General features: G+C 37.4%; 3 protein-coding genes. 2 read left to right on the forward strand and 1 reads right to left on the reverse strand.

Features of this window, described 5'->3' with window-relative positions; translation table 11 throughout:
- Positions 1-164: 164 nt before the first annotated feature.
- Positions 165-1,061, reverse strand: coding sequence for a porin Omp33-36 (gene omp33-36 / locus FTU72_RS15880; RefSeq protein WP_180053109.1), 897 nt, complete (start codon positions 1,059-1,061; stop codon positions 165-167).
- Positions 1,062-2,203: 1,142 nt separating this feature from the next.
- Between omp33-36 and FTU72_RS15885 the strand changes: the two genes are divergently transcribed.
- Positions 2,204-3,913: a GGDEF domain-containing protein gene (locus FTU72_RS15885; protein WP_180053108.1), complete on the forward strand. Its 1,710-nt coding sequence runs from the start codon at positions 2,204-2,206 to the stop codon at positions 3,911-3,913.
- A gap of 126 nt (positions 3,914-4,039) precedes the next feature.
- Positions 4,040-4,507 (forward strand): HIT family protein, encoded by a 468-nt coding sequence (locus FTU72_RS15890; RefSeq protein ID WP_166139514.1) that lies wholly within the window; start codon positions 4,040-4,042, stop codon positions 4,505-4,507.
- Positions 4,508-4,675: the final 168 nt, after the last annotated feature.

Below are 4,675 nucleotides of genomic sequence, written 5' to 3' on the forward strand. Positions count from 1 at the left end.
AATTCAAGTGAATTTGTTTGAAAGAAGAACTTTAAAAGCTTTATTTTCACCCGATAAAATACCCATAAAACAAGAGGAAGCTCATTTGAGCTTCCTCTTGTGAAAAATTGTGGGACAGCAATGCGCTGATGCGTCCTTTTTTTACTCAGTCACTAATTCAGAAATTAGAAACGGAATTTAGCATTTAAGCCTACAGTTTGTGTATCACGAACTACATCATTTTGAGCAAGATTTGCTTCGTAGTTTGAGTTCACATAACTAGCACCTACAGCAACTGCTGGAGTGATGAAGTAGTTTACGTTTGCGCCCCAAGCTTTGTCTGGAGAGTTAGCGTAGCTAGATTCCATATAAGATGCACCAACGCTTAATTTAGGGTTGATGTACAAAGTAGTACCTAGGTTGTAAGCAGTATCTTCACCATAAACCAAGCCGCTTTCGAAGCCAAGTGACATATTGGTACCGTCAATTGCGCCTACATATTTAGTACGAGCAGTGATTGCATCTTGGTCTTCAGCGATTGTTTGAGACTCAATAGCAGCTTTAACAACGCCGTTGTTGAACATGTTGAAAGCGTCATAAGAAGTTTGGTCTGCAACGCTTGTGTAACCTACAGCTACCAGGAAGTTAGGAATAGGAAGTACACCTACTTCTAATGCATAACGGTCGCCATTATCATCTGTTGGGTTACCAGCTTTGTTATCAGTGATAGTATGGCTATAAGAAGCGCTTGCATAAGCAGGAACAACTTTAGTTGGGATGTAAGCTTCACCTTTTGCACCAAAAGTATGGTGTACAGTACGATTGCCAGATTCTTGTCCGTTTTCGCCGTATGTATAAGCAGCAGAAACATTAGATGCCTGGTTGATGAAAGCAGCTTCAGCTAAAGGACCTTTAGAAGCGTCTACATCTTTGAAGTAGTAAGTACCTTGAACAGCGCCAGTGAAGTCTTTGTCATTCGCAGTGTTGTCGATGTACTCTGACTGACCTTGAACTTCAAATTGATATGCTTGAGCACCGGTCATGGCTAATAATAAAGCAGTGGCTAAACCGAGTTTTTTCATGATATTTACCATTTTGTTACAAAAGATGTACAACAGAAACGTATTGTATTGTAACAATTTATTAAGTCAATCTGATTTGAAATCGCTATTTTTTTGTGCAAAATCATTGTATTGATTTTGTATAGCATTCACATAAATAAGAAATCTTTTAATTCTGAAAAAAATCTTTAATAACAATCTTGTATACAGAAAAAATTGTTACAACTAATCAGGAAAATGAATTAATAAAGGATTTCTTGATTGTTTAATTAAGTTGAATAGTGGATTTTAATTCAAAAAACCAATTTACTTATCATGAAAATAATCATGTTTATTACAATGAATTTAAGAAAGGCGTAAAAACTGTAATATAAAACAAATTTATGAAAGAATTGATCGGTTTAGCGACAACATCAGGGTTATAATGTGATGTATTTCACTGTTTTGTCTATAAATTGTGATATGTCATAAATCCTAGTAAATTAATGTGCTTTACATTGTTACCAAATTGACTGATAATAAAAAAATCAGGTTAGAGTTCATGTTTTTACATGATAATTTGACTGATTCTCCACATATTTTTGTTTTTATCGGCCCAGCTTTCCCCAAGGTTGGGCTTTTTTTTTGCCTGAATTTTTTAGAAGCATCAGTCTACGAATTAGTTCATAAAAGAAGATTAGAAAAACTAGTATAGAAAGCCGTCAAAGATGATTCTTAAGTGCACCTTAATGGTGCATTATTTCAATTTAAAAATTGCTTCGTTCTATAAAGTTGCAAAAAAAAACCTCAATTTCTATATAAAATTGAGGTTTTTTCGCCAAAATTTGCGGGTAAATCAAAAAATCTGCTGAGGAATAATTTAACTCGCCCTAATGCAGTGCATTATGCACCTAATTGTTGCACGTGTAAATAGTTCAGAAAGCGAGTTTTTTAATTTTCTTATATTTTAAATTATGAAATTTTCATTCCTATTTATATTTTAGTGATAACAGATGAAAAATCCTGAAAATATAAAGAGTTAAAACCTTTAAGAACATAAGAAAAACCTTCTGAAAATCAAAGCAATTGGGAAGAAATATTGATGATGAGTAGGCGTTTATTTGTATAATCTATCTACTATTAAATGGGGAGTCCTTGATTCATGTGAAGGACTAAAAATCAAGATGAATACTTTGCGCTCTGAGAAAATCAGCAAACATCTGTACTGGTCGATGTCGATCATTATTTTATGTTTATTGTGTATTTGTATTCCCTTAATTATTGATAGTAGTCAACATTATTTAAAATCAAAACAAACCTATCAGCAGCTTTATGCCTTACAACAGGTCACCGATCTCTCCAATAAAATCTCCCGGGAACGGGCACCTGCCAACAAAGTAATGTCTAGCTCGGTTGAGGAATTTGCCAAACATCAGCAGGAGTTAAGCGATTACCGTCAGGAAGTCGATCAACAGATGCAAATTACGGCTCAGGCACTTGATCAGGTTGGTTTTAATCACCTAAGCCAGCAACTTTTATCTGAGTTAAAGCCTAGTCTGCAATATGGGCGTAAGCAGGTCGATCTCTATACTCAAATACCTCGCCCGGAACGTACTGCACAGGAAATGGATCAGGCCATTCTCGCCATGTTTACTGCCTGGGATAGCAGTCGTAAAATTCTGAAAGGAGTAGTGATTGCCTCTGCTACGCCATCTGCCCGTTTGGATAATTACATGAGTGAAATCCTGTTTTTATCTGATCTCAGGGATCAATCGGGTCGGGTAGCGTCAAATGTCATGGCACATGTGACATTTGGAACCCAGATTCCAGAGCAAAACATTACCCGTTCCTTGCAGGTCCAGCATCAGGTACGCTACCTCTGGGATATTATTGATACGCTACAGCCTGTTCAGGACAAAACTGATGAATTTATTCGTTTACATCAGCGGGTCGGAACTGAATTTATCCAGCAAGGTTTACCGATTGTGGAGCGACTGATTGAAGATAGCCGCCAGCAGCGTCCTTATTATTTAACTGGAACCCAGCTGACTGAAGCCATTGTAGATAAATTTACAACAGTGATTGATTTGCAGAACTATTTACTGCAATACACCAAAGATGTGGCTATTAAGGAAATGCGCCATGGTCTGAATCATTTGATCTGGACAGTGGCCTTATCTGGAATTTCCCTGATTACGGCAATTTTGACCATGATTTTTGCGCGTAAACGTATCTTTATTCCTTTAATTCGGGCACGTAAAATTTTATTTGATTTGTCCACTGGGTCTGAACGGAAGCAAGCCCAATCAAAACTAAAAATAGACCGGCCTACTGAATCCTTATTTACAGCAATTCAAAAACTGCAGCACATGCTGCAAGAGCGTGAAGCATTAGAATTTCGACTGAAAAATATTGCCCATTCCGATTCCCTGACTGGACTGGCTAACCGTTTTGCGCTCGATGAATATATCCGTTTTATGGAAACGCATCCGACCCAGTTTAAGCGAACCTGCCTGATGATTATTGATATTGATCACTTCAAACAGGTCAATGATCAATATGGGCATATTATTGGTGATCAGGTCATTCAACTGGTTGCAGAACGCTTAAAAGCCAATGTTCGAGCTTCGGATCTGCTGGTTCGCTATGGCGGTGATGAGTTTCTGGTCCTGATTGAAAATATCGAGATGCAGCATGCTTTCATGCTGGCGAATAAAATCCGGACCGAAGTCGCTGAACATTCTATTCTGACCGCAGCTGATGAAGATATTCATGTATCGGTGAGTATTGGGGTAGCGATTGGTGCAGAGTCATGGATTGCTTTACTGGAACAGGCCGATGAGGCGTTATTTAAGGCCAAAGCCAAAGGACGTAATGTGGTGGCTGAGGTTTAAACCACTTAACTGAATTTTTTAAGCTAAACAGTCTGAAGAGTCATAATTTTATAATTTATATTGTTAAAAAATAAAGTAAATTTCATTGAAGTTTTTAAAAAATATAAAAATTTAGGGGATCTTAAAATGAGTAAAAATTGTATTTTCTGTCAAATGGTAAAAGGGGAATTGCCATGTCATTTAATCGATGAAAATGATGATTTTATGGCGTTTCTTACTATATTTCCCAATACATTGGGCGCAAGCGTAGTGATTCCAAAACAGCATTATTCCAGCTATGCCTTTGAACTGAGTGACCAGGTGCTGACAAATCTGGTTTTATATACCAAGCAGGTAGCCCTAAAATTGGATCGTTATTTTGATGACGTTGGCCGAACAGCAATGGTGTTCGAGGGATTTGGTGTCGATCATGTGCATGCCAAGCTATTTCCAATGCATCAGACTAAAAATACCCATGAAAAATGGCAGCCAATTAATTCTTCAGTCGATAAGTATTTTGATGCTTATGAGGGCTATATTTCATCGCATGATGCTCGAAGGGCGGATGATCAAGCGCTGGCACAATTGGCTGAAAATATTCGCTCAATCGCATAGTCAAAAATAAAAGCCCCCTCTTTTTAAAAGAGGGGCACTCTCCACTGCTGTCCCATAGTTTGCTTTAAATAAAAAAACCTGAGTCCTAACAGTTAAAATATGAGTGCAAACAAACACTTTAACGACCAGGATTCAGGTTTTGTCACATCAGAATACCGTATTTCATGA

The sequence above is a fragment of the Acinetobacter sp. YH12137 genome (assembly GCF_013418535.1).
GTDB lineage: Bacteria > Pseudomonadota > Gammaproteobacteria > Pseudomonadales > Moraxellaceae > Acinetobacter.

Excerpts from the sequence above, each read along its gene's own strand:
- omp33-36 (WP_180053109.1), bottom strand. The coding sequence starts at position 1,061 with ATGAAAAAACTCGGTTTAGCCACTGCTTTATTATTAGCCATGACCGGT.
- FTU72_RS15885 (WP_180053108.1), top strand. The coding sequence starts at position 2,204 with ATGAATACTTTGCGCTCTGAGAAAATCAGCAAACATCTGTACTGGTCG.
- FTU72_RS15890 (WP_166139514.1), top strand. The coding sequence starts at position 4,040 with ATGAGTAAAAATTGTATTTTCTGTCAAATGGTAAAAGGGGAATTGCCA.